General features: G+C 63.4%; 25 protein-coding genes. 8 read left to right on the forward strand and 17 right to left on the reverse strand.

The genetic code is table 11. The features are described from left to right. Window positions 1–234 precede the first annotated feature (234 nt). From NKH16_RS06605 to NKH16_RS06640, 8 genes are all read right to left on the reverse strand, one after another. Window positions 235–687, reverse strand: a complete 453-nt coding sequence (locus NKH16_RS06605) for a MaoC/PaaZ C-terminal domain-containing protein (RefSeq protein WP_352451563.1) — start codon at window positions 685–687, stop codon at window positions 235–237. 1 nt (window position 688) lies between these two features. After that, complete coding sequence (locus tag NKH16_RS06610) at window positions 689–1,765, reverse strand: Gfo/Idh/MocA family protein (RefSeq protein WP_352874751.1); 1,077 nt, start codon at window positions 1,763–1,765, stop codon at window positions 689–691. Further along, window positions 1,758–2,087: an L-rhamnose mutarotase gene (locus NKH16_RS06615; protein ID WP_023676093.1), complete on the reverse strand. Its 330-nt coding sequence runs from the start codon at window positions 2,085–2,087 to the stop codon at window positions 1,758–1,760. Before NKH16_RS06615 ends, NKH16_RS06610 begins: the two co-directional genes overlap by 8 nt. A gap of 9 nt (window positions 2,088–2,096) precedes the next feature. Next, complete coding sequence (locus NKH16_RS06620; protein WP_352874749.1) at window positions 2,097–3,209, reverse strand: mandelate racemase/muconate lactonizing enzyme family protein; 1,113 nt, start codon at window positions 3,207–3,209, stop codon at window positions 2,097–2,099. Window positions 3,210–3,213: 4 nt separating this feature from the next. Continuing rightward, window positions 3,214–4,311, reverse strand: coding sequence for an ABC transporter ATP-binding protein (locus NKH16_RS06625; RefSeq protein WP_352874747.1), 1,098 nt, complete (start codon window positions 4,309–4,311; stop codon window positions 3,214–3,216). 1 nt (window position 4,312) lies between these two features. After that, on the reverse strand, window positions 4,313–5,179 hold the full coding sequence (locus tag NKH16_RS06630; RefSeq protein ID WP_352451567.1) for a carbohydrate ABC transporter permease: 867 nt from the start codon (window positions 5,177–5,179) through the stop codon (window positions 4,313–4,315). Window positions 5,180–5,181: 2 nt separating this feature from the next. Beyond that, window positions 5,182–6,078 carry a carbohydrate ABC transporter permease gene (locus tag NKH16_RS06635; protein ID WP_023676089.1) on the reverse strand — a complete coding sequence of 299 codons (897 nt, stop codon included), beginning with the start codon at window positions 6,076–6,078 and terminating at the stop codon, window positions 5,182–5,184. 142 nt (window positions 6,079–6,220) lie between these two features. After that, a complete protein-coding gene (locus NKH16_RS06640) occupies window positions 6,221–7,540 on the reverse strand; it encodes an ABC transporter substrate-binding protein (protein WP_352898746.1) in 1,320 nt (439 codons plus the stop codon). Window positions 7,541–7,697: 157 nt separating this feature from the next. On the opposite strand from NKH16_RS06640, the gene NKH16_RS06645 reads away from it, so the two are divergent. Both NKH16_RS06645 and NKH16_RS06650 read left to right on the forward strand, forming a co-directional pair. Beyond that, entirely contained in the window at window positions 7,698–8,486 is a 789-nt protein-coding gene (locus tag NKH16_RS06645; RefSeq protein ID WP_352488516.1) for an IclR family transcriptional regulator, read from the forward strand. 65 nt (window positions 8,487–8,551) lie between these two features. Further along, a complete protein-coding gene (locus NKH16_RS06650; RefSeq protein WP_352743911.1) occupies window positions 8,552–9,388 on the forward strand; it encodes an amidohydrolase family protein in 837 nt (278 codons plus the stop codon). A gap of 68 nt (window positions 9,389–9,456) precedes the next feature. Here the strand turns inward: NKH16_RS06650 and NKH16_RS06655 are convergent, their stop codons facing one another. The 8 genes from NKH16_RS06655 to NKH16_RS06690 are packed head-to-tail and all read right to left on the reverse strand — an operon-like array spanning window position 9,457 to window position 16,993. Beyond that, window positions 9,457–10,422 carry an ABC transporter permease gene (locus NKH16_RS06655; RefSeq protein WP_352743909.1) on the reverse strand — a complete coding sequence of 322 codons (966 nt, stop codon included), beginning with the start codon at window positions 10,420–10,422 and terminating at the stop codon, window positions 9,457–9,459. 5 nt (window positions 10,423–10,427) lie between these two features. After that, window positions 10,428–11,378: an ABC transporter permease gene (locus NKH16_RS06660; protein ID WP_352819027.1), complete on the reverse strand. Its 951-nt coding sequence runs from the start codon at window positions 11,376–11,378 to the stop codon at window positions 10,428–10,430. Further along, window positions 11,375–12,118 (reverse strand): ATP-binding cassette domain-containing protein, encoded by a 744-nt coding sequence (locus tag NKH16_RS06665; protein WP_352750168.1) that lies wholly within the window; start codon window positions 12,116–12,118, stop codon window positions 11,375–11,377. The genes NKH16_RS06660 and NKH16_RS06665 overlap by 4 nt, the downstream gene beginning before the upstream one ends. After that, a complete protein-coding gene (locus NKH16_RS06670) occupies window positions 12,111–12,848 on the reverse strand; it encodes an ATP-binding cassette domain-containing protein (RefSeq protein ID WP_352874745.1) in 738 nt (245 codons plus the stop codon). The genes NKH16_RS06665 and NKH16_RS06670 overlap by 8 nt, the downstream gene beginning before the upstream one ends. A 57-nt stretch (window positions 12,849–12,905) precedes the next feature. Next, entirely contained in the window at window positions 12,906–14,093 is a 1,188-nt protein-coding gene (locus tag NKH16_RS06675; protein WP_352680379.1) for an ABC transporter substrate-binding protein, read from the reverse strand. 21 nt (window positions 14,094–14,114) lie between these two features. Further along, the gene (locus NKH16_RS06680; RefSeq protein ID WP_352874886.1) at window positions 14,115–15,257 is read right to left on the reverse strand and encodes an extracellular solute-binding protein; all 1,143 of its coding nucleotides are present in this window, start codon (window positions 15,255–15,257) and stop codon (window positions 14,115–14,117) included. Between the two features lie 20 nt (window positions 15,258–15,277). Then, window positions 15,278–16,438, reverse strand: coding sequence for a CaiB/BaiF CoA transferase family protein (locus tag NKH16_RS06685; RefSeq protein WP_352680380.1), 1,161 nt, complete (start codon window positions 16,436–16,438; stop codon window positions 15,278–15,280). A 3-nt stretch (window positions 16,439–16,441) separates the two neighbouring features. Continuing rightward, the gene (locus NKH16_RS06690; RefSeq protein ID WP_352455282.1) at window positions 16,442–16,993 is read right to left on the reverse strand and encodes a MaoC family dehydratase; all 552 of its coding nucleotides are present in this window, start codon (window positions 16,991–16,993) and stop codon (window positions 16,442–16,444) included. A 189-nt stretch (window positions 16,994–17,182) separates the two neighbouring features. Between NKH16_RS06690 and NKH16_RS06695 the strand changes: the two genes are divergently transcribed. Next, window positions 17,183–18,280: a lactonase family protein gene (locus NKH16_RS06695; RefSeq protein WP_352874743.1), complete on the forward strand. Its 1,098-nt coding sequence runs from the start codon at window positions 17,183–17,185 to the stop codon at window positions 18,278–18,280. A 7-nt stretch (window positions 18,281–18,287) separates the two neighbouring features. Here the strand turns inward: NKH16_RS06695 and NKH16_RS06700 are convergent, their stop codons facing one another. Further along, window positions 18,288–19,001: a GntR family transcriptional regulator gene (locus NKH16_RS06700; protein ID WP_023676076.1), complete on the reverse strand. Its 714-nt coding sequence runs from the start codon at window positions 18,999–19,001 to the stop codon at window positions 18,288–18,290. Between the two features lie 258 nt (window positions 19,002–19,259). Between NKH16_RS06700 and NKH16_RS06705 the strand changes: the two genes are divergently transcribed. The 5 genes from NKH16_RS06705 (at window position 19,260) to NKH16_RS06725 (ending at window position 24,389) form a co-directional block, all read left to right on the forward strand. Continuing rightward, the gene (locus tag NKH16_RS06705) at window positions 19,260–20,348 is read left to right on the forward strand and encodes an ABC transporter ATP-binding protein (protein ID WP_352451580.1); all 1,089 of its coding nucleotides are present in this window, start codon (window positions 19,260–19,262) and stop codon (window positions 20,346–20,348) included. A gap of 36 nt (window positions 20,349–20,384) precedes the next feature. Further along, a complete protein-coding gene (locus NKH16_RS06710) occupies window positions 20,385–21,674 on the forward strand; it encodes an ABC transporter substrate-binding protein (RefSeq protein WP_352451581.1) in 1,290 nt (429 codons plus the stop codon). Window positions 21,675–21,914: 240 nt separating this feature from the next. Further along, window positions 21,915–22,823 (forward strand): ABC transporter permease, encoded by a 909-nt coding sequence (locus NKH16_RS06715; protein ID WP_352874741.1) that lies wholly within the window; start codon window positions 21,915–21,917, stop codon window positions 22,821–22,823. 4 nt (window positions 22,824–22,827) lie between these two features. Beyond that, window positions 22,828–23,646 (forward strand): ABC transporter permease, encoded by an 819-nt coding sequence (locus NKH16_RS06720; protein WP_352451583.1) that lies wholly within the window; start codon window positions 22,828–22,830, stop codon window positions 23,644–23,646. 2 nt (window positions 23,647–23,648) lie between these two features. Further along, the gene (locus tag NKH16_RS06725; RefSeq protein ID WP_352688645.1) at window positions 23,649–24,389 is read left to right on the forward strand and encodes an aspartate/glutamate racemase family protein; all 741 of its coding nucleotides are present in this window, start codon (window positions 23,649–23,651) and stop codon (window positions 24,387–24,389) included. The last annotated feature ends 5 nt before the right edge of the window (window positions 24,390–24,394 follow it).

The raw sequence follows: 24,394 nt of genomic DNA on the forward strand, positions 1-24,394 counted from the left end.
CCCGATGTCGGCACCACCTCTATCCGCCTGCTCCGCGGAACCCAAGTCCTGCAAGTCGGCGTTCGCAGGGCGATAAGGGGCAGCGCAACCTGTCGCGGTTGTCCGGTTTGCCACATTTTGTTCTTGCTTTGTGCCGGCAGCTATGCTATTAATTTGGGTATGGTGCTGATTCGAACCGAGGACCCGCCGCAAGGCGGTTTTTTGTCTTTAGGTTTCAGCGCCATCCGTCGAGGCTCAACTCGGCTTGTCGCGACGCTCGACGATGTAGATGTGATCGGCGACCAGTACCACGTCGCCATGCTGGTTGATCACCTCGCAGCGCTCGACGACCCGGCCTGAATCGGGTCGCTTCGGGTCATCTTCCCTAGCCGAGATGGTGGTGCGGGTCCTGATCGTATCGCCGATGAACACCGGCTTGATGAAGCGCAGCCGGTCGTAGCCATAGGAGAAGGCAACCGGGTTGACGACGCTGGCCGTCAGCCCGACGCCGACCGAAAAAACCAGCGTGCCGTGGGCGATGCGCTGGCCGAACGGCGTCGTCTTCATGAACTCGGCGTCCATGTGGTGGGGAAAGAAATCACCGGTATGGCCGGCATGGACGACGAAGTCGGTCTCGGTGATCGTGCGCCCGCTGGTCATGCGCGACGAGCCGATCCGGTAGTCCTCGAAATAGACAGTCTGCTCCATGTCAGGGCCTCGCCGCTATCGGTGTTGCCGGCGCCGCGCTCGATCGGTAGGCGGCTTCGACCAGCGCCATAGTATTCCAGCCGTCCTCGACGGAACTGACAAGCTCGGCGTCCTCGCCCGACGCGTAGCGCTGGACATTGGCCATGCGGCCGGCAAAGGCGTCCGGAAACCATGCGCCGACGAGTGGAACCGCAATCCAGTCCGTGCCGCCTTTGGGGTAGATTTCGAGAATGTCCGGCTCGCCGCGCGGATAGTCGAGGTTGACGCCCAGTTTGAGGTAAGCGGCGCCCTCGGTACCGCAGATGCGGAATTCGCAGGCCTGGTGTTTTCGACCGAATTTGTGATCGTGGTTGATCGACAGTGCACAGCGCACGGTGTCGCCATAGTCGAGGATCGCGCTGGTGCGCGTTTGCGCAACCTTGTGGCCGGGGTGGCCGAGCGTCTTGGCATGAACCCCCTTGGGGTCGCCAAGCAATTGCCGGATCAGGTCGAGATAATGGATCGAATGCATGGTGATCTCGACGCGCGGGGCCTGCAACAGGAATTCCCAGAGCTGCCAGGGTGTCGCCAGCGCCAGCCATGCGTCGAAATCGACCACGTCGCCCAGCCAGCCCTTGGCGATCGCATCCCTGAGCGCCAGCATCATCGGCGCGAAGCGCAGCTGGAAATTCACAGCGGCCTTGAGGTTTTTGGAGCGGCAGATTTCGAGGATCTCGGTGGCTTCGATGAGATTGCTGCCCATCGGCTTCTGGATCAGCGCTACCGCACCATCGGGCAACGCCCTGAGCACGCCGGCATGATGAGCCGGCGGCGTCGCCAGATCGAAGACGGCGTCCTTGATTGACGCAGCTTCCTCGACCGACCGGTAAGCGGCGACGCCCCATTTCTGCGCCAGTCCTTCCGCCTTGGCCAGGTCGGGGTCGAAAAGCCCGGCAACCGGGAAACCGGCTTTCCCATAGGCCGGGAAATGCGCATCGCCGACGATCGAGCCGGCGCCGAAAATCACGATCGGCCTGGGCTTTGACGGCTGTGCCCAGGCCTGGGAGAGCGAGGCAGGATCGAAAATGTCATCAGTCATAATGGAAGACTTCGTCCATCGACGCCCACCACTCGCCCTCCTTGCGGGTCGGCAGCGGCTCCTGGCACGGCATGCAGAGCGCCCACCATTCCTGCGTCGTGGGATCGGCGGCCATCTTCGCCATGTCGGCGGCATAGTCGGTGCCGTGGTACTCGAAGGTGCTGAACAAAAGGTGCTCCGGCTCCCTCAGATAAATCGAATAATTCTTGATGTTGCAGGCGGAAATCATCTTGAGGACGTCCGGCCACACAGCAGCGTGAAGCCGCACATACTCGGCGACTTTCTCCGGCTTGAGGCCGAGCACCATTCCCATTCGCTGCATGTCCGCCTCCTATTTTTCTATCGCCATGGTGAATTCCGCGATGCTCTTCGCCTTGATCGCATCCCAGTCCCAGTCGATGCCGATGCCGGGCTCGTCCGGTGCCAATGCGTGCCCGTCCTCGATACGCATTTTCTTGCCGGTCAGCTCGTCGAGCTGGGGAATATACTCGACATATCTGCCGTTCTGAACGGCGCATGTCAGGCTGACATGCAATTCCATCAGGAAATGCGGGCAGACCGGTATGTCGAACGCCTCGGCTGCATGCGCCACCTTCAGCCACGGCGTGATGCCGCCGATGCGGCCGACATCGACCTGCACGATCGAGCACGCGCCCTTCTGCATATATTCGCGGAAATGCCGGATCGAGTAGAGCGACTCGCCGACGGCGATCGGCGTCGACGTCGCATTCGACAGGCGGATATGGCCGTCTATGTCGTCGGCCGGCAGCGGTTCCTCGATCCAGGCGAGGTCGAGTTCACGCAGGCGCTCGGCCCGGCGGATCGCCTCGTCGACAGAAAAGCCCTGGTTGCAGTCGGTCATGATCTCGTAGGAGTCTCCAACCGCCCGGCGCACCGCCGTCAGCCGGACAAGATCCTCGGAGCCGTGCGGCTTGCCGATCTTGACCTTCGAGCCGCGAAAGCCCTTGCCCTTGGCGGCCAGCGCATCCTCGACCAGCGCCTCGGTTTCGATATGCAGCCAGCCGCCTTCGGTCGTGTAGAGCGGGCAGCGGTCCTTGGCGCCGCCGGCCAGCTTCCACAGCGGCAGCCTCTGTTTCTTGGCCCGCAGGTCCCAAAGCGCAGTGTCGATGGCCGCGAGCGCGATTGCCGTGATCGCGCCGATCGTCGTGGCATGGGTGGCGAACTCCAGCTCGTGCCAGATCGCCTCGATCATGTCGGCGTCGCGGCCGATCAGCCGCGGCGCAAGGTGGTCGGCCAGCAGCCGCATCACCGAGGAGCCGCCGGTGCCGATCGTATAGCTGTAGCCGGTGCCGACCGCGCCGTCGGCGTCGGTGATGGTGACGATCGGTGTTTCCTGGCTGACAAAACTCTGGATGGCATCGGTGCGCTTGACCTTCGGCACCAGGTCGACCATCCGCAGTTCGATTTTCTCGATCTTTGCCATGGTTTTAACCTCGCAATGTCCTGCCTGTTTCGGCGGAAAACAGATGGGCCTGCGACAGGTCCAGGCTCATCTTGACCCGGTCGCCGGCTTTCAGCGGCTTTGGATTGAGCATCCGCGATACCCAGTCGCTGCCGTTGAATTCGGCGAACACCAGCGTCTCGTTGCCGAGCGGCTCGGTGACGGTCACCGGCAACTCCACCTGGTGGACGTCGACGTCTTCGCCGGAGCTGATGCCATGCCCGGTCGGATAGATGTCGTCGGGCCTGAGGCCGAACACGACTTTGTCGCCGGCCTCGATATTGGCCTTGAACTGGCTGGGCAAAGGCAGCCTCTCGCCGCTGGCGAACAGCAACTGTCCGTCGTCGACAACCGCCTCATGCAGATTCATCGGCGGCGAGCCGATGAAGCCCGCGACGAAGCGTGTCTGCGGCCGGCGGAAGACCTCGTCGGGTGTGCCGACCTGCTCGATGAAACCGTCACGCATGATGACGATACGGTCCGCCAATGTCATCGCTTCGACCTGGTCATGGGTGACGTAGATCACTGTCGACTTGACCTTGGCGTGCAGCTTCTTGATCTCGGTGCGCATCTGCGTCCGAAGCTTGGCGTCGAGATTGGAAAGCGGCTCGTCGAACAGGAAGACGTGGGGATCGCGCACGATGGCGCGGCCCATGGCGACGCGCTGGCGCTGTCCGCCGGACAGCTGCGACGGCCGGCGGTCGAGCAATTGGTCGAGGCCGAGAATGCCGGACGCTTCGGCGACGCGACGGTCCATTTCTTCTTTCGCGGCGCCGGCTATCTTGAGCGAGAAGCCGAGGTTTTCGCGCACGGTCATATGCGGGTAGAGCGCGTAAGACTGGAACACCATCGAGATGTTGCGCGAGCGCGGCGGCAGATCGTTGACCATGCGGCCGCCGATCTCGATGACGCCGTCGCTGATCGCCTCGAGGCCGGCGATCATGCGCAGGGTTGTCGACTTGCCGCAGCCGGACGGCCCGACCAGCGCGATGAATTCGCGGTCGGCGACCTCGAGATCGATGCCGTGCACCACCGCCACCGGGCCGTAGCTTTTGGTGAGGTTCTTGAGCGATACAGTTGCCATGTCAGCCTTTCACCGCGCCGGAAGTGAGGCCGCCGACGAGATGTTTCTGGACGATGAAGGTAAGCGTGAGCGCCGGTATGACCATGACCACGGCGAGCGCGCACATGCCGCGCCAGTCGATGGTGAATTCGGCCGTATAGTCGAGCAGGCCGACCGGCAGGGTCTTGGAATTGATCGAGCGCGTCAGCTGCGAGGCGAGCGCGAACTCGTTCCAGGAGGTGAGGAAGGCAAAGATGCCGGCCGAGGCGATGCCGGGCCCGGCCAACGGAAACTCGACCTGCCAGAAGGCCTGCCAGCGCGTGCAGCCGTCGATCTGCGCGGCTTCGGCGAGGTCTTTCGGCACCTGGCGGAAAAAGCCGTCGATCAGCCAGACGGTGAACGGCACGTTGAGCGCGACATAGACCAGGATCAGCCCGAAATGCGTGTCGATGATGCCGAGCCGCGCAAAGACGAAGAACAGCGGCAGCGACAGCGCGATGCCGGGCACCGTGCGCGTCAGCATCAGGCCGAGGAACATCGCCGACTTGGCGCGAAAGCGGTAGCGCGCAAAGGCGTAGCCGCCGGCCATGCCGATGACGATGGCGATCACCGTCGAGGTCACCGAGATGATCAGCGAATTGCGGAAGTAGTCGAGCACCGGAATGCCGCCCTGGCCGACGCCGCTGAACATAGCGATGTAGGCGTCGAGCGAGAGTTGCTGCGGGATCCACACCGGCGGCTTGGCCATGATTTCGACGGTCGGCCGCAGCGACGACAGCACGATCCAGATGCCGGGCAGGCAGATGACCAGCATGGCCAGGAACAGTCCGATGCCGTGAACGATTCCGAGCGCTTTGTTGCCGACGCGATGCAGGCTGTTCTGGTCCATCCTCACCACTCCGCCGCGATCTGCGTGCGCGCTGCGGCGAGCTTGCGGTAGAAATAGACGGTGAACAGGATCGACAGCAGGATCGAGAAATAGGCCATGGCATTGGCCATTCCCATCCTGGCATCGCTGTAGGCGGTGCGGGCGACCAGCGTCCAGACCAGTTCAGTGCGGCCGGCGGGGCCGCCGTCGGTCATGATCTTTACGATGTCATAGGCGCGCGCGACGTCGAGTGAGCGGATGGTCATGGCGATAAAGGCAAACGGCATGATGAACGGCCAGGTGACATAGCGGAATGTCTGCCACGGCGTGCAGCCGTCGACGCGGGCCGCCTCGACCGGTTCGCGCGGCATCGCCAGCAGCCCGGCCAGGATCAGGATCGCGAACACCGAGGTCGACGACCAGATCTCGGCGATCAGGATGGCGATGAAGGCGAGATTGCCGTCGATCAGCCACGGGATGGCGCGATCGGTCAGGCCGAGCCCCTGCAGGGCGTTGTTCACCAGGCCGATATTGTCATTGAACATGAATTTGAACTGGAAGCCGACGAGGATCGGCGAAAACATCATCGGAAACATCATGATGGTGCGCAGGATCCGCTGGCCGCGCGATGCCTTCTCCACCAGCAGGGCCAGCCCGAGCCCGATCAGCATTTCCAGGTTGAGCGCCACGGTCAGCAGCACCACGGTGCGGGCAAAGGCGACCCAGAAAGCGCGGCTGGTCAGGATGGTGACGTAGTTGCGCGCGCCGATGAAGACCCAGAACGTCTCCGGCCTGGTCAGCCGGAACGGCGTGAAGCTGGAATAGAGCGACAGCAGCAGCGGCACCACCACCACCGCCGCCAGAACGATCACCGCCGGCAGCAGGAGCAGCAATGGCGGCGAAGGTCTCCAGCCTTTCATGGCGATCCGGTTCTGTTTGGTGCCCGGACGCCGAAGGCCGCCATCGGCAAGCTGGGATCAAGACAAAGCGTGTTGCGCATGGTTCGTAAAAAGTTCGGGGACGCCGCTCTTCAATGAGCGCGGCGCCCCCTTGGGAGAATGGTCAAAGCTTGCCGGCGTCCTCGAGGATTTGCGTGGCCTTGGCGGCAGCGTCGTCCAGCGCCTGCTTGGAGGTCTTGTCGCCAAGGATGGCGGCCTGCAATTCGGGATAGACGGCGTTGGAGATTTCGATCCATTCAGGTGTCTGCGGCACGGCAAAAGCGTGCTTTGCCTCTTCCTGGAAAGCCGCCAACACTTCCTTCTTGTAAGGATCATTGGCCGCCTGCTGGATGTCCCAGTCCCACACCGCCGTGCGGGTCGGCAGTGGGCCGCTTGCCGCCTCGAGCTTCTGGCTGTCCTCATTGGTCAGGAACCAGACCAGCGACGCCGCGGCTTCCTTGCTGGCGCAGTTTTCGGTGACCGAAAATCCGTGGTGCCCCGACCAGCCGGTGCGAATGCCGGCCGATCCCTTCGGCGCCACCTTCACGCCGACATTGCCGGCGACCTTCGACGACTTCGGATCGTTGAAGAAGCCTGCCCAGCCCGGCCAGTCGAGGTTGATGGCGACGGTGCCCGAGGCAAAGCCCTGGCCGAGATCGTCCCACAGATAGTTGGTGGTGCCGGCCGGCACCGCCTTGGCCTTGTAGAGATTGACGAACCAGTCGAGCGCGTGCACGCCGGCTTCCGAGTTGAAGGCCGGCTTGCCATCCTTGTCGAGGTATTCGCCGCCGTCGGCGATGAGCATCTCGTAAAAGCGGCCGTTGATCGCCTCTTCCTTGCCGGCGAACTGGGTGCCGTAGAAATCGGGCGGGCTGGCGAAGAATTCCGCCTGCTGGGCGACCTCGTCCCAGGTGTCGGGCGGTGTCAGATCCTTGCCGTACTTGACCTTGTAGGCGGCCTTCTTGGCTTCGTCCTGGTAGAGGCTCTTCTGGTAATAGAGCGCCGAGACGTCGAACTGCGCGCGCGGCAGCATCACCAGCTTGCCCTCGAGCGTCGAGGCCTTGATCGTCGACGGCACGAAGGCGTCGATCTCCTCCTTCGGCAGCAGCTTGTTGAGATCGGTGTAGATATCAGGATATTGCGGCGCGAAGGACGAGTGGTTCGACCCGACGCACCAGTTGATGCTGCCGGAGGCGATGTCCGACTTGATCTCCTTGTCGAGCTCGAAGTGGTTTTTCTTCGAGATCACGTTGACCTTGGCGCCGGTCAGTTTTTCCCATTCGCCGATGCGCGCGTACAGCCCTTCATATTGCTGGCCGCCGATCAGCTTGGCGTCGATGGTGACGCCGTCGAATTTACCGGGCAGGTCGGCAGCAAGGGCAGCACTCGCACCAAGTGCGAGCAGCGTTACGCCGGCCGACAGGCCGCAAAACAGTTTCGTCATTGGTATCCTCCCAAGAGTCTGCGTCGATCGCGTAGTGAGGTCGATCGGCAGGTTCATTCATATACAAACAAAATATTTATAAGATCGTCAAGCCGAAAGTTCTTCCGGAAGCAACCGTTATGCGTATATGAAATATGAAATTCACTGGAGAAGCCCAATGGCAGAGGACGAGGAAGACGAGCGCTATCGAGCCCCGGCGTTGGACAAGGGGCTCGACATTCTCGAGCTGCTGGCCGGCGTCGACGGCGGCCTGACGCAGGCGGAAATCGCCAAGAAACTCGACCGCAGCCCGAACGAGTTCTATCGCATGCTGGATCGGCTGGTGCGGCGCGGCTATGTCACGCGGCCGGATGGCGACCGTTACTCGCTGACGCTCAAGCTGTTTGGCCTGGCGCAGCTGCACGCGCCGGTGCGCCGGCTGGCTTCCTACGCGACGCCGCTGATGCGCGAACTGGCCGAAACCACACAGCAGGCAAATCAGCTGGTCGTCTTCGACCGCGGTTCCGCGGTGGTGATCGCACAGCAGGAGGCGCCGGATTACTGGGGCATCTCCATCCGCGTCGGCTCGCATATCAGCCTGTTCGACACCGGGTCCGGCCATGTATTGCTGGCGTTCCGCCCGCCGGAAGAGCGGCAGATGATGATCTCAGAACATCTGCGCAGTACCGACAAGCCGCCGCAATCGCCGGAATTCTTCGCCCGCCTCGACCAGATCAGGGAACGCGGCTACGAGATGATGGCGTCGATGCAGACGGCCGGCGTGTTCAATCTGTCGACGCCCGTTCTCGGCTCGGATGGCAAGGCGATCGCCGCACTGTCGATCCCCTACATAACCCTGGTCAACGCACCCAAGGCGCCCGACATCACCAGGACGATAGAGCTGCTGCTGGCAGCGACCGAAAAGCTGTCGCAACTGGCGGGATCGACCGTCAAGCAATCGCGATGAATTCTTATTTGAATGAAGAATTTCTCCGTGAGATGATCTCGAAGTCGCCAGGGAGGAGCGCCGCCATGATCTTCGACACCCATCTGCACCTGATCGACCAGTCCGCGCTGCGCTATCCCTGGCTGGCCGGCGTGCCGGCGCTCAACCGCGATTTCTCCTACGTCGAATATGCAGTCCAGGCCCGCCGTGCCGGCATCGAGGGCGCATTGCATATGGAGGTCGATGTCGATCCTGCCGACATCGAGGCTGAAACCAGCCGTGTCAAAGCGCTGTCGCGGGAAAAGGCCAGCTTGCTGCGGGGGGCAATTGCCTCCTGCCGTCCGGAAGAGCCCGGCTTTGCCGCCTATCTCGAGCGCCAGCGCGCCGATCCTTTCGTCAAAGGCTTTCGCCGCGTGCTGCACGTCATGCCGGACGAGCTTTCGGAGGGCGCGCTGTTTCGCGAAAACATCAAGCGGCTTGCCGGCAGCGGCCTGACCTTCGACCTTGTCGTTCTGCCGCACCAGATCCCCAAGGCGATTGCACTCGCCGACGTCGCGCCGGATGTGCAGTTCGTGCTCGACCATTGTGGCGTGCCCGACATCAAGGGTGGTGCCGAGCACCCCTGGCGCGAGCACATGGCGGAGATCGCGCGGCGCCCGAACGTCGTCGGCAAAATTTCCGGTGTGGTCGCCTATGCGGATGCCGGATCCTGGACTGTCGAAACGCTGCGTTCCTATGTCGAGCACACCATCGAATGCTTCGGCTGGGACCGCGTTGTGTGGGGCAGCGACTGGCCGGTCTGCACGCTTGGCGGCGGGCTTGCGACCTGGGTGGCGGCAACGCACGCGCTGCTCGCCGGCACCAGCGCCGATGAAAGGCAGCAACTGCTGTCCGGCAACGCCAAGCGGCTGTGGAGTTTGTAGAGCATTTTGCAGCCAAGTGATGGAATCACATGGCGTCGCACAAATGCGGCTAAAACGAATAGGTGGCCTCAGATCGTCGCCGACACGTGCCGCTCGCGACCGTAGAGCGAAACCAGGAGCACGATGACCAGGCCAAGTGCCGCCTGCACGGTCGAGGGCCGGAAGCCGAGGCCGATCAGCAGCGTGTTGATCTCCGTCAGCACCAGCACGCCGGCAATGGTGCCGAAATAGCTGCCGCGGCCGCCGACAAGGGCGGCGCCGCCGACCACCACTGCCGCGATCGTCTGGAACAGATAGGGCTGGCCGACATCGCCATAGGCAGAGCCGGTGAAGCCGAGCAGCAGCACGCCGGCCGCGGCGGCGAAGAAGGCGCTCGCGGCATAGGTCACGGTCCACATGCGGACCGGATCGATCAGCGCCAGCGGCGCAGCACCTGGATTGCTGCCTAGGGCGTAGAGACGGCGGCCGTATGGCGTGCGCGCCAGCACCAGCGCCACCAGCAAGGTCAGCACCGCGACGCATGGCACCAGCCCCGGCACCGGCAGCGGTCCGACCGAACCGCCGATCGAAACGAAGGCGGAAACCGCGGCAGGCGCCGATCCGGATGGAAAGCCACCGGTCCACAACAGGACGGCACCTTGCACGATCATGCCAGTGCCGAGCGTGACGATCAGCGGGTGGATATCGAGCCCACGTGAGATCAGGCCGTTCAGCGCCCCGATCAGTATGGCGAGCGCGACGACGACTGCGCAGACAAGGGCAAAATTCCAGCCGACGCCGTAGAGCTGTGCGGCAACGACATTGGCAAAGCCGATGATGAAGGGGATCGACAGATCGATACCGCCCAGGATTACGACGAGGGTCTGGCCGATCGATGCCACCGCCAGCAGCGAGGCGATCACCAGCAGCGCCCGGATGGCGAACGGCTGGGAGTAGCCCGGGATGAGCAAGGTGCCAAGGAGATGCAAGGCGACAGCGACGGCAAAGGCACCGGCGACACGCGCATTGGTGGATTGGAACCAGGTCTGGCGCATGCTTCTCAGCCTTTCCCTCCCGAGAGCCGCTCCTGCAGCGCCGTCATGATGACGGCCACAACCAGGATCGCGCCATAGGCGATCTGCAGCACATAGGTGGAGACGTTGAAGGCGGTCAGCACGCTCTGCAGCAGGAAGATGTCGACAGCGCCGATGGCGGCGCCGGCGAGCCCGCCGCGCCCGCCGGCAAGGCTGACGCCGCCGAGCGCCACCGCGGCAATCGCGATCAGCGTGTAGGTTGGCCCGATATTAGGGTCGGCCGAACCGATCAGCGCGGTCAGCATCAGGCCGGCACAGGCGGCAAGTATGCCGGTCATGACATAGGCGATGAAACGCACTTTCGTCACCGGAATGCCGGCCGTGTAGGCGGCGCGGTCGTCGCTGCCCACCGCCATCAGCTGGTCGTAATAAGGCGTCTGTCGCACCAGCCACCAGAACAGCAAGATCAGCGCCAGCGGCAGCGCCGACCAGGGTCCGGCCATTGCCTTCAGCCAGCCCGGCGCCGGCCCGACCGGCGCCGGCAGGACGGTCAGCGTCATGCCGGTGAGGATCAGATAGGTGCCGAGCGTCGCAACGATCGGCTGGATGCGGACGATGGTCGCCAGAAAGCCGTTGGCGGCGCCGACGATCGCGCCGATCAACAGCGCCGCCGGCACGATGAACATCGGCGAAGACATGCCAAGCCTGAGAAACAGCAGCTGGATCACCATCGCATTGACGAAGCCCATCAATGGCCCGACGGAAATGTCGATGCCACCGCGCCCGGCGAGGATCACTGGAGCCGAGGCGAGCGCTGCGCCGATCAGCGGCGCGGCGAGCCCGATCAGCGCGCCCCAGGCGGCAGGATGGAAGCGCGCCGGATTGAGCAGCAGATTGACCGCGATCAGGATCACTAACAGCACTGCCGCAAAGCCGGCGCCGCGCCATCGCGCCGCCATGCGCCGCAACCCGCTCATGCCGCGCGCCCGAACATGGCGGCGATCACCGTATCGCTTTTCATCTCGTCTCCGGTGATTTCAGCCGCCACCTGCTGTTCGCGGAACACCAGCACGCGATGGCAAAGCAGCAGGATCTCCTCGATCTCGCTCGATAGGATGACCAGCGCCATGCCGTCCGCCGCAAGCCTGCGGAACACGTCATAAAGGACGTGGCGCGTTGCCACGTCGACGCCGCGGGTAGGGTCGTTGAGGAGCAGGATCGCCGGTTCCAGCGCCAATGCGCGGGCCAGCAGCACCTTCTGCTGATTGCCGCCGGAAAGCGTGGTGATCGGGGCGTCCGGCCGTGGCGCGATGATCGACAGTCTGTCCCGGTAGCTCTCATAGCGCTGCCGCCGCGCGGCGAAGCTGAGCAGGCCGAAACGCATATCGCGCGACAGCGTCGAGACGGCAAAATTGTCGAGCACCGATTGGGTCGGAAAAATGCCGGTGGTGCGCCGGTCGCGCGGCAAATAGGCGATGCCGCCGGCGACCGCCTTGCGGAAATTGGTGATCGCGCGCGCTCCGGTTGGCGCCTCGACGGTCACCTCGCCGCCGGCCGGGCGTTCCAAGCCGGCCAGCACTTTCAGGAACCGCTCCTGTCCGTGGCCGTCGAGGCCGGCAAGGCCGACGATCTCGCCAGGCGCAATGGTTTGTGTCATGGGGCTTGCGCCCGGCGCGATCACCAGGCCACGCACCGAAAGGCTGGCGCGATCAGCCATGCGCCAGCTCCGCCGCCGTGCGTGGCGCCATCGCTCTGAGAAGTTCGGATGCGGTGGACGTGCCGCGTTCCTCAGTCGTCACCACGCTGCCGCCGCGCAGGACGGAAATCCGGTCCGAAAGCGACATAACCTCGTCCATGCGATGGGTGATGAACAGGATCAGGCAGCCTTCGGAGGCAAGCTTGCGCATCATGGCAAAGACCGCCTCGCGATCGGCAAAGTCGAGCGCAGCCGTAACCTCGTCAAGGATGAGAATGCGCGGGCTGCGCACCACGGCGCGGGCGAGCACTACCAATTGCTGAACCGCAAGCGGCAATTGCCCGGCCAACTGGTCGAGCGGGATCTCGGTCACCGCGAAGCGCTTCAGCACCGCTTGCGCGCGTTGCCGCCGCTCGGCGCGCGGCACGGTGCGCGTCAGCAGGCCGTCGAGGCCGAGCAGGATATTGTCCGTCACCGAACGGTCAGGCGCGATCAGCACTTCCTGGAACACGGTGGCCAATCCGGCGGTCTGGAACGCTGCCGGCGAGAGGCCGGTAAAGGGCGCTCCGTCGAGCAGGATCGCGCCGCTGTCCGGCTGGACGATTCCCGACAGCAGCTTGACCAGGGTGCTCTTGCCCGACCCATTCTCGCCCAGGATGGTGTGGATCGTGCCGGCGCGGAATGCGATTGAGGCATTGGCCAGCGCAATCGTTTCGCCGTAGCGTTTCGAGATGGCCTGGACTTCCAGCATGAGCAATCCTGATGGAGAAAGCCGGCACCGCTGGTGCGGAGCCGGCGCTCATAAATGCTACTTGGCGCAGGCGTCCGGCACCTTCGAATAGTCCCAGCCCTTGGTCGGTGCCGGATTGGCGAAGTAGGCGTCGAGCCATTCCTCCGGCATCGGATCCTTCGGCGGGACCGGGAAGATCGAGACGGCGTCCGGCGTCATGCAGTCCTTGTACCAGGCGCCGAGGTCGGCATTGTGCACCGGCGGAATCGGGATCAGCAGCGTGTTGAGCTTGGGCTTCTGCCCATCCAGCATGCGCGCCCCGACACGAAACAGCGTCTCGGCCGTCCAGTGCGGCAGAACCGCATGGCCTTCGAAGCGGTATTTGTCGGGATTGGCCTTCCAGTAGCCGAGCGCATCGCCGGTGATCGAGCCGGTGATCAGCGGGGCAGGGCGGCCGGCCTCGGCAAAGGCCTCGGCAACGACGCGGCTTTCGCTGCCCGTCGTCCACACCGCATCGATCGGCGCCGGATTGGTGGCGATCGCCTGCAGCACCGCCGTCTTGGTGACGTTGGCCGTCCAGTTGCCGTTGACGCTGCGCGAGACCTTGAGCTTTGAAATTTCGGCCAGCGCCTTGTCGCCGCCCTGGCGCTCCTGCACGACGATCGGATGACCGGCGATGCCTTCGACCAGAAGCACGCTGCCACCGTCCGGCATTGCTTTGCCGATCGCCGTCATCATGTCGTAGCCCCAGCGCGCATAGTTGGAATCGACATTGATCGCATTCGGGCTGGTCACCGACCCCGCTGCCGTGATGAAGGGGATGCCGGCTTTGGCTGCGGCATCGATGGCATCGTCCAGCGCCGTCGCCGAGCCGGGGATCGAGCTGATGATCGAGCATTTCTTGTCGATGAAGGCGCGGATCTGGTTGATCTGCTGACTGGCGTCGTTGTTGGAATCCGACACCTCGAAGCTCGCCACGGTGCCGTCGGCGATCAGGCCGTCGACCAGCCGCTTCAACTCCTTGGTCACGGTGACGCGCCACGGATTGCCCTGGTAGGACTCGGAGTGGCACCATTTCCATGGCTTTGGCGGCGGCGTGAAATTATCCCAGGCCGACGGCAGCACCTTTTGCGGCGCGCCGTCATATTGCGCCTTCAGTTCGGTCGGCAATCCAGCAATCACGCCCGAAACGTCTTGGGCGCAGGCTATGGTCGTGACCGATGCAAGTGCGGTTGCGGCCATAAGGCCGCGGATCAGGCTGTTCATGTTCTCCTCCGTTCGGTTGTTTCAGGCTCCTCCGCCGGCAACGCCGGACACCTGCGTCGAAAGGCTCTCCCGAAACAGGCGATTGAGATCGGCAACGACGCGAGCGGCATTGTGCCTTTCGCTCAGGCCGACATTGATGCGATCGGACGCCGCCTGCTGGAACGCCATGTAGCCGTCGTGCCGCGGCCTCACCCAGGCACCTTCGAGCGTAGCCCGCGTGTCCTCGTAGAAATTGCCGGCGGCGGCGTTGACGGCGGTATCCGCCCAGGCTGCCGCATGGCCGGGCTGGCCGCCGGCCGAGGCGTAAGGGCCGCGCTGCACCCCACCGCTGGCGATCCAGTAGGCGAAGTCGATTGCTTCCTGTCCGGCCTTCGAGAAGGCCGACACGGCGATGCCGGTCCCGCCGAGCGCCGAGCCTTTGGGGCCGGCATTGCCAGCGGCCGGGATATCCGCGAAAGCCAGGCGGTTGGGTCGAAACCCGGCGATGGCATAGGAGATATAGCCATAGATCAGCGGCGCGCAGGCGATCCGCGAGCCGGATCCGGCCATTTGCTCCAGAACCGCGATCGGATCCATGCCAAGACAGGCCGGGTCGACGAGAGCTGCGATCTCGCGCATCATCTCGAAGACCTGCTTGCCCGCTGCCGGATCCACATGGTCGCCAGGGCCTTCACCGGCGGGCCGTCCGAGATTGCCGGCAAGCGTGTAGAACACCATCAGCGCATGCGGCGGCCTGAGCGGCAACAGCACGTGGCCTTGCCGGGCCAGATCGAGAGCATCGGCCCAGCTCGCCGGCGCTGCCGAAAGCATGTCGGGCCGCCATGCCTGCACCTGGCTGGCCGCGTCGATCGGAAACGCCCACTGCCGGCCTTGCCAGTTGTAGCTCGGAAAGGACCGGCCGACACTGCCCGCCGCAAGTGCTGTACGTTCGGCTTCCCGGCCGGCGACATCGAGCGGCGCCAGGCAATTCTCGGCGGTGATCTGGCCGACATGCGGATGGTCGACGACGATCAGGTCGTAGGCACGGGCCAGTTCCTCGACCGGGAAGGATTCGAAATCCTGCAGCGAGCGCTTGTCCCATTCAACGGCGATGCCAGTTTGTTGCTTCCACAGTCTCGAACAGGCGACCATCGGGTCATAGCCGCGCGGATGGCTCCAGGTCATGCCTTTGAGCGTGACGTCGCTCACAGCCCGAACTCCGCGCGGATTTTTGCGCTGTGCTCGCCGATGCGTGGCGCGGCCCGCTCGACCTTCGCGCGGATGCCGTCTACCCTGAGCGGCGAGCGCGTGGTGAGGATCGAAACGTCATCCTCGCGCGTCACCGTCTGCAGCATGTCGAGGACCTGGAAGCCTTCGCTGGCCATCATTTCCGGCCAGCTCAAAACCTTGGCGCACCAGATGTCGGCAGGCTCGAGAATGGCAAGCCATTCGTCGACCGTCTTCGTTGCGATCTTTTGCGCGATGATCGCCTTGATCTCGTCGCGGGCGGTGAACCAGGTCGACGGCTGGTCGCGATAGGGCGCAAGTTCCTCGAGCCCGAGGAGATCGGCGAGTTTCGAGATCGGCGTCATGGCGATCGCCAGATAGCCGTCCTTGGCCGGATAGACGCCGTAGGGCGCCGAGAGATAGGCGTGCGCGCTGCGGAAGCTCGACCGCCGCGGCAGCCGGCGCCCGTCATTGAGATGCGTGGTCAGCACCTCGAACTGGAAGTCGACCAGCGCTTCGAGCAGGCTGGTCTCGACATGGCTGCCGTTGCCGGTCACGCCGCGCCGCACCAGTGCGGCGAGGATGCCTTGCGCGGCGGCGGAACCCGCCAGCATGTCGGCGATCGCCAGGCCGAAGGGCACCGGCCCTTGGTCCTCGTCGCCGTTCAGCCACATCACGCCGGAGCGGGCCTGCGCCAGCAGATCCTGCCCGGGCCGCTTGACCCACGGGCCTTCCTCGCCATAGCCGCTGATCGAGGCATAGACCAGGCGCGGATTGATCTTGCGCACCGCCTCGTAATCGAAGCCCAGGCGTTCGATGACGCCGGGCCTGAAATTCTGGATCAGCACGTCGGCCTTGGCCAGCAGGCCGCGCAGCGCCGCAAGGTCGGCCTCGTCCTTCAAGTCGATGGCAAGGCTTTCCTTGGCGCGGTTGATCGCATGGAAAATGGTGGAATCGCCGCCGATCTCGGTGTCGCTGAGATAGAGCCGGCGCGACAGGTCGCCGCCGTCCGGCCGTTCGATCTTGATGACGCGAGCGCCGAGGTCGAGCAGTCTGAGCGAGCAGTAGGGCCCGGACAAGAATTGGCTCATATCGACAACGATGAGCCCGGTCAGCGGCAGTTCGGCAATGGCAGCCATTGCCTATTTCTCCGTCTTGCCGGCGAAATCGGCCGGATTGCGGTACTTCACCGTCTGCAGGTGCTCGCAATAAAGCACGAGCTCGCCTTCACCCTTGAAGACTTCATAGCTGGCGCGGATCAGCCCCATTTCCTTGTATTTTGGCTTCTTGTCGAGGTTGGAGCGGATCGAATAGATCGTGTCGCCTATGAACACCGGCTTGATGAAGCGCAATTTGTCGTAGCCATACGAAAAGGCGTTAATGCAATTGGTGGCGACGAGACCGAGCCCGGCAGAGAACACGAAGGCCCCTGCCACCAGCCGCTTGCCGAAAATGCCTTGCGTTTCGGCGAACATCTGGTCCTGCACGTATGGATGGATGTCGAGCACCAGCGTGTTGAAGAGATGGCTGTCGCCCTCGGCAATGGTCCGGCGCAGCGAGCGGATCTTCTGGCCGACCGGCCAGTCTTCGTAGAACCAGTTCTCCGCGTTCCAGACGGGAAGGTCGGCGTGATCCCTAGGCATGTTGGCGGGGTGTGTCGATGCCACGCCCACGGTTGGCGCGAAACCGCTCATGACGACTTCCTCTGGGAGCGGGAATCGTCCATCAGGGCGCGCCGCAGACCAGCGAAATGCATGATCGATCCTCCCGTCAATCTTCTTTTGTGAATAGTATTTTCACATATGGGGTTGTGTTGCAAGCGTGAACAGGCGAAATTTTGCCGCTCCGTCGGGGCCAATGCCGGCGGAACAAGGGAGGAAGTGATGCAGAATGCCTGTCTGGTTTTCGTCGGCAGCCTCAATCGCGACGCCCCGTATTTTCAGGGCGCGCGCGGCATCGGGCTGGGTGTCTACAGTTTCGACGAAGGGACGCTGCAGACGAAGAAACTGGCCGAGACGGGAGACATCGACAATCCCACCTTCCTGTCGGTTACGCCGGCCGGCTCCCACGTCTATGCCAACTCAGAAGTGTTCACCTGGCGCGAAGGGGTGGTCTCGGCCTACCGTTTCGACAGGCAGACCGCCACGCTGTCCTACATCAACAAGCAGCCGACGCAGGGCAGCATCACGGCGCACAACACCATCACGCGCGACCGGACCAAGCTGCTGGTCGCCAATTACGGCATGGGCGAGGGCGGCCCCGATCGCTCGGTCGTGGTCTATGGGTTGGGTGAGAATGGCGGCCTGACAGCGCCGTTGTCGAGCGTTGCCCATAGCGGGACCGGACCAGATCCTGCCCGCCAGGAGCGGCCGCATGCCCATAGCGTAACCGAGACGGTTGCCGGCGGCATGGCGATCGTCGCTGACCTCGGCATCGACCGGCTGGTGTCCTATCGCATCGGCTCAGACGGCAGCCTGACGAAGCTCGCCGAGTCGGCGCTTGCGCCAGGCGCGGGTCCGCGCCATCTCGCACTGCATCCGGGCGGTCGCTTCGTGTTCGTCATGAACGAGCTGGATTCGACGGTTGTCTCGCTGGCGCTGGACGAAGCATCAGGCAAGCTTACGGTGATCGACAGCAAGCCGGCCGTGCCGCCCGAGGCGCGCGACGGCAATCACTGCGCCGACATCCAGATCTCGCCTGACGGCCGCTTTCTCTACGGCTCCAACCGCGGTCATGACAGCATCGTGGTGTTTTCGATCGACCAGCAAACCGGCAGGATTGCCCTTGTCGACTATACGCCTTGCGGCGGTGCCACGCCGCGCAATCTGGCACTGACGCCCTCGGGCGGCCATCTGTTCTCGGCCAACCAGAATGCCGACCGCATCTCGATTTTCGCCCGTGATGCCGCAACCGGCCGGCTGACCGACACCGGCCGATCCATCGAAATTGGCACGCCGATGTGCGTGAGGATCGTGCGTTGACGCGATCTCAGAACTCGAGCGCCTGCCTGAGTGCCGGGCCGCTCCTGACGCGCAAATCGAGGTCGGCCTCGATATGGTCGATGTGGTGCAGCATCAGCGCGCTGGCGCGTTCGGCATTGCCATTTTCCAGCGCCTCGAGGATCTGCGTGTGTTCGTTGTGGCCGCAGCTCGAGATGCCCGAGCGGCCATAGAGTGCGATCACCAGCGATGAACGAGCGACCAATTCCTCCATGAAGCGCTGCAGGATGACGTTTCCCGCGACCGACGCCAGAAGCAGGTGAAAATCCCCCGACGCCTTGATCTCCGATCGCCTTGCGTTCGGTCCGCGTTCGGCGATGAAACGGCCTTCTTCGTCGAGCTGGGCCTTGAACGCGGCGACATGCGCCGGCGTCATCCGTCCGGCGGCGGCAATCGCGATGCCTGGTTCGATGAGCCGGCGCGAAGCAAAAACCTGCCGCGCTTCCTCCGGCGACGGGTTGGCGACGAAGGCGCCGCGATTGCGCTCGGTGCGCACCAATCCCTCGAAGGAAAGCATCTGCAGTGCCGCACGCGCCACGGTGCGGCTGACATCGAACAGCGTGCCGACTTCGCCTTCGGAAAGCTTTGTTCCCGGCGCCAGCCGGCGATCGACGATCGCGTCGCGCAACTGGTCGCGGATCGCCTGCGCGCGATCCTCGTTGGCGGCCTCGATAGCAGGGAAGGTCTGGTCGGCAATGTTCATGGCAGTGGTCCTGCGTTCTTCTACCCTGAGTCGCATCGCTTGGACGAGAGACAAAGTGAATACAGAGATGAAAAAGATTGCATACGATCTTTGCGAAGATCGGCGGCAATCGCCTATAATTTGTGCATTGCACAAGGGCAACTTATCGGCAGCTATATAGAGGCGGCCCTGATTTCTTCGAGGATTCAGTCGGTTGGTGCGGCGGCGCGCAACTGGCACGCATGATGCTTTGGCTAATCCGACCAAAGGGGAAGCTGGATGTCCAAAGCCGCCGAAATCGACATTGTGTCCGTTTCGAAAGTCTATGGCGCGACGACTGCCGTCGAAGGCATCAGCCTGAAAATCCCTGCGGGAACCTATTGCTGCCTGCTCGGTCCGTCGGGCTGTGGCAAGACCTCGACGTTGCGCATGATCGCCGGGCACGAGAGCATATCGAGTGGCGACGTGCGTCTCGGCAACACAGTGGTCACCGACCTGCCGCCGGCCAGGCGCGGCACTGCCATGATGTTCCAGTCCTACGCACTGTTTCCGCATCTCGACCTGATCGACAATGTCGCCTTCAGCCTGAAGATGAAAGGCGTCGGCAAGGAGGAGCGCCGCGCCAAGGCACTCGACATGCTGAAGCTGATGCAGATGGAGGCCTATGCCAGCCGCCGCCCGGCGCAGCTTTCCGGCGGGCAGCAGCAGCGCGTTGCTCTTGCGCGCGCATTGATCACCGATCCCGAGGCGCTGTTGCTCGACGAACCGCTTTCGGCGCTCGATCCTTTCCTGAAGATCCGCATGCGAGCCGAACTGAAGAAGCTGCAGACGTCGCTCGGCATCACTTTCGTCCACGTCACCCACAGCCAGGAAGAGGCGATGGCGCTGGCCGACCTGATCGTGGTGATGAACGACGGCCGTATCGAGCAGGCGGCGCACCCTCGCACGGTGTTCGAGCGGCCGGCCACGGCCTTCGTCGCTCGTTTCATGGGCGACCACAATGTCATCTCCGGCCGTGTCACCGGTAGTCGCGACGGCATGGTCGTTTTCGATGTGCCCGGCGGCGTCACGCTCGCCGCCAGCGGGCAGGGCAGGGAGACTGGGGAGCCCATCGACATCGCCATTCGCACCGACCACGTGCGCATCGGCGAGCCGCCGGCAGCCGGGCTCGGCTTCACCGGCATCGTTTCAAACGTCGAGTACCGCGGTTCGACCGTGAAGCTCTCGGTCAATGGCGCCGGCATCGAGGATTTCACGGTAATCGTCGACGACACCAGCTTCTTCGCCAGGCCGGTTGCCGTCGGCGACGCAGTGCCGATCGCCTGGGACGCCGAGGACGCGATCGTCCTTGGCCGTCTCGATTCCTGAAATCCAGCATAACCAACCAAAACAGGGGAACTGAACATGACCAACACCACCGACAAGAAGACTGGAATATCGCGACGTTCGCTGCTCAAGACAGGTGCCGCCGCCGTCGGTTTCGCCGCCGGTTCCGGCGCCATATCAGGCTTTCCGACCATCTGGGCGCAATCGAACATCACGCTGCGCCAGTTCGGCACCGGCGTATCCAACCTCAATGCCATCGCCGACAAGTGCAAGGCCGACCTCGGCATCACGCTGGAGATGACAGCAACCGATTCCGACGCCGCCGCGCAGCGCGCCGTGACGCAGCCCGACAGCTACGACATCGCCGACATCGAATACTGGATCTGCAAGAAGGTGTTCCCGACAGGCGTCCTGCAGCCGATGGATGTCACCAAGCTGAAATATTACGACGAGCTGGTGCCGCTGTTCAAAACCGGCAAGCTGACGCCGGACAGCGTCATTGCCCAGGGCACCGCGCCGCATACCGTCGGTTACGTCGAGGCGCAGGACAGCAAGGTCTTCGCCAAGGCGCCGACCAACTGGTTCACCATGGTGCCGACGATCTACAATGCCGATACGCTTGGCATCCGCCCCGACCTCGTCGGCCGCGATATCACCACCTGGGCCGACATCATGGATCCGGCCTTCAAGGGCAAGACCGCCATCCTCAACATCCCGTCAATCGGCATCATGGATGCGGCGATGATCATGGAGGCAACGGGCAACATCAAATACGCCGACAAGGGCAACATGACCAAGGAGGAGATCGACAAGACGATCGACTTCCTGATCAAGGCCAAGCAAGCCGGCCAGTTCCGCGCCTTCTGGAAATCCTTCGACGAGAGCGTCAACCTGATGGCTTCAGGCGAAGTCGTAATCCAGTCGATGTGGTCGCCGGCCGTGGCCGCGGTCCGCTCCAAGGGCATCGCGTGCCGGTTCCAGCCGCTCAAGGAAGGCTACCGGTCCTGGGGTGGCGGGCTTGGCCTGGCAGCCCATCTCTCCGGCGCCGAACTCGATGCCGCCTATGAATACATCAACTGGTACACGTCCGGCTGGGTTGGCGGCTATCTCAACCGCCAGGGCTATTACTCGGCCAACATGGTGTCGGCCAAGAAGTTCATGTCCGAGGACGAGTGGGGCTACTGGATCGAAGGCAAGCCGGCAAAGGGCGATATCCTGTCGCCGGACGGCAAGGTCATGGAAAAGGCTGGCGCCGTGCGTGACGGCGGCTCGTTCGAAGAGCGCATGGGCAAGGTCGCCTGCTGGAACTCGGTCATGGACGAGGACCGCTACATGGTGAAGCGCTGGAACGAGTTCATCGCTGCTTGATGCAAGGCAGGCGATAACTGAGATGTTGCATTCCTTCGCGCCCCCCTCTGTCCTGCCGGACATCTCCCCCACAAGGGGGGAGATCGGCTGTGGCTCTCTTCAGCGCTCTTCGTCATACGGCGATCATTGGCGTGGGTCGGCATGCAAGCCAATCTCCCCCCTTGTGGGGGAGATGTCCGGCAGGACAGAGGGGGGCGCGAAGGATCACAGCCCGGCAAAATACCACCGAGGCTGTTCCAGATGACAGTGGCACTCGATCAGCCCGCAACCATTGCCACAAAGCCTGCCAGACGTAGGCGCTCCTTTGCCGCCATCGCACCCTATCTCCAGGCAACACCACTTGCCCTGATCCTCGGCGCGTTCCTCCTGCTGCCGATCCTGATGATCGCCGTGGTCTCATTCTGGGATTACGATTTCGCGGCGATGTATCCGGATTTCCTGACCACCAATTATTCCGACACGCTCGGCTCCTGGGTCACCTGGAAAACCTACCTGAATACGCTGAAATACGCCGCCATCGTCTGGGCGCTGGCGCTGTTCATCGGTTTCTGGGTCGCCTATTTCCTTGCCTTCCATATCAGGACCACGGCCATGCAGATGGTGCTGTTCCTTGTCTGCACGGTGCCGTTCCTGACCTCCAACATCATCCGCATGATCTCGTGGATTCCGGTGCTTGGCCGCAATGGCCTGGTCAACTCGACGCTGGTGCAAATGGGGCTGATCCCGAAGCCGATCGAATGGCTGCTCTATTCCGAATTCGCCGTGGTGCTGGCCATGGTGCATCTCTATACGCTGTTCATGGTGACGCCGATCTTCAACACGCTGATGCGCATCGACAAGTCGTTGATAGAAGCCGCGCGCGACGCCGGCGCTTCCGGCTGGCAGGTTCTGTGGAACGTCGTCATTCCGCTCGCCAAGCCCGGCATGGCGATCGGCACCATTTTCGTCGTCACCCTGGTGATGGCCGATTTCTCGACGGTGCAGGTGATGTCCGGCGGGCAGAGCGCCTCCGTCGCGCTGATGATGAAGAACCAGATGTCGCTGCTGCAATATCCGGCAGCCGCCGCCAACGCCGTCGTGCTCTTGGTGCTGGTGCTGCTGATGGTCGCGGGCATCCTGCGCATCGTCGACATCCGCAAGGAGCTGTGAGGCGATGAGCCAGGACAAGCGCACCCTCGAATTCTATGTGTTGGCGGCGTTCTTCGGTCTTTTCGTGTTGTTCCTCTACGGCCCGCTTTCGGCGATCCTGATCCTCTCTTTCCAGGGCGAGAACGGCGGTCTGACATTTCCGCTGAACGGCGTGTCGCTGCACTGGTTCGCCAATTTGTTCGAGCGCCAGGCGGTCGGCGACTTCGGCGGCAGCTTCAAACGCTCGCTCGTCCTTGGCCTGATGGTGATGGTCGTCACTGTCGCCGTGTCGCTGCTCGCCGGCCTGGCCTTCCGGCAGAAATTTCGCGGCGCAACCGCACTGTTCTATCTGGCCGTCGCCAGCCTGGTCGTGCCGTCGATCATCATCAGTCTCGGCATCGGCGTCGTCTTCCAGCAGATCGGCTTCCGCCCCGCCTGGTACACCTCCGCTTTCGGCGCCCATCTGACCTGGACCTTGCCTTTCGGCGTGCTGATTATGTTTGCTGTCTTCAACCGGTTCTCGCCAGCCTATGAGGAAGCCGCGCGCGATCTCGGAGCATCGTCGTGGCAGACCTTCGCACATGTCGTGCTGCCGATGATCGCGCCCAGCCTGATCGGCGTCGGCCTGTTCGGCTTCACTCTGTCATATGACGAGTTCGCCCGCACGCTGATGACCTCGGGCACGTTCAACACCTTGCCGCTCGAAATCTACGGCATGACGACCAATGTCACGACGCCGGTGCTCTATGCGCTGGGCACCGTGACGACCGTGTTTTCCTTCCTGGTGATCCTGCTGACGCTCGGCGCAATCGTCTATGTCGGCCGCCGCCGCGAGCGTGCCTGACAGTGCAGATCCTCGTCGTCAATCCAAACACCACCGCCAGCATGACCGACACTATCGCGGCGGCGGCCCGATCGGTCGCTGCCCAATCGACGAAGATCGTTGCCGTCACCTCGTCGATGGGACCTGTATCGATCGAAGGCTATTACGATGAAGCACTTGCCGTGCCCGGCCTGCTGGTCGAGATCGCCGCCGGCGAACGCTCGGGCGCGCAAGCCGCGATCATTGCCTGTTTCGACGACACCGGCCTCGATGCCGCGCGCGCCATGGCCAACATTCCGGTCATCGGCATTTGCGAGGCATCGCTCAGCACGGCCTCGTTCATCGCCCAGCGCTTCACCGTCGTCACCACCACCGGACGTTCGCGCGTGCCGGTCGAAGGGTTGGTGCAGCGCTATGGCATGGCAGGGCGCGCGCGTGTGCGCGCCGCCGACATCCCGGTTCTTGCCCTCGAAGATCCGGCGTCCGACGCACTGCTCAGGCTGCGCAACGAGATTGCGCGCGCCATCGACGAGGATCGCGCCGAGGCGATCGTGCTCGGCTGCGCCGGCATGGCCGATCTGGCGGCGGCGCTGCAGCGGGAATTCGGGCTTCCGGTCATCGACGGCGTGGGCGCTGCCGTGAAACAGGCCGAGGCATTGATCGCCCTTGGCCTGACGACATCCAAGCGCGGCGCCTATGCAAGCCCGTTGGCAAAGTCTTATCATGGCGCGTTGAAATCCTTCGCGCCTGGCGCCGCCGAGTGATCGCA

The organism is Mesorhizobium sp. M1307 (assembly GCF_040318155.1).
Lineage (GTDB): Bacteria > Pseudomonadota > Alphaproteobacteria > Rhizobiales > Rhizobiaceae > Mesorhizobium.